The sequence below is a fragment of the Campylobacter sp. 2018MI34 genome (assembly GCF_016598975.1).
GTDB lineage: Bacteria > Campylobacterota > Campylobacteria > Campylobacterales > Campylobacteraceae > Campylobacter_D.
The window spans coordinates 1-511 of the sequence record NZ_JAENKS010000079.1; the positions used below are offsets into that span (position 1 = coordinate 1).

The following is a 511-nucleotide window of genomic DNA, read 5'->3' on the forward strand; positions in this document are numbered from 1 at the left end:
GTGCAGATGGTCCTAAAAATCTTTACAATGCTGTAGCTTTAGCAGCCAACGAAAATGCAAAAAATAAAGGTGTAATGATTGCAATGGATGATAAAATACTAGGTGCAAGAGGAGTAGTTAAAACCCATACTCTTAATGTTGATGCTTTTACTTCACCTGATTTTGGAAATTTAGGTTATATTGTTGATGGAAAAGTCTTTTTCTACAATACAATTTCAAAGGATCACACTACAAAAACTCCTTTTGATGTTAGTAAATTAAAAACTTTGCCAAAAGTTGATATACTTTATACTTATTCTAATGATGGAAGTGGCGTTGCAGCTAAAGCTTTATTTGAAAATGGTACACAAGGTTTAGTTATAGCAGGAAGTGGAGCTGGAAGCATTCATGAGAATCAAAAAGAAGTCTTAAAGGATTTGATAAAAAAAGGATTGAAAGTAGTTGTAAGCACTAGAGTCGTTGCAGGATCTGTAGCAATAAATAAAGATGATCAAAATTTAGGCTTTATTAG

The 511-nt window shown here is 32.3% G+C and carries 1 protein-coding gene; it reads left to right on the plus strand.

The window, feature by feature from the left end:
- The coding region (locus tag JG676_RS07800) for an asparaginase domain-containing protein (RefSeq protein ID WP_200217869.1) at positions 1-511 on the plus strand (511 nt) is incomplete at both ends.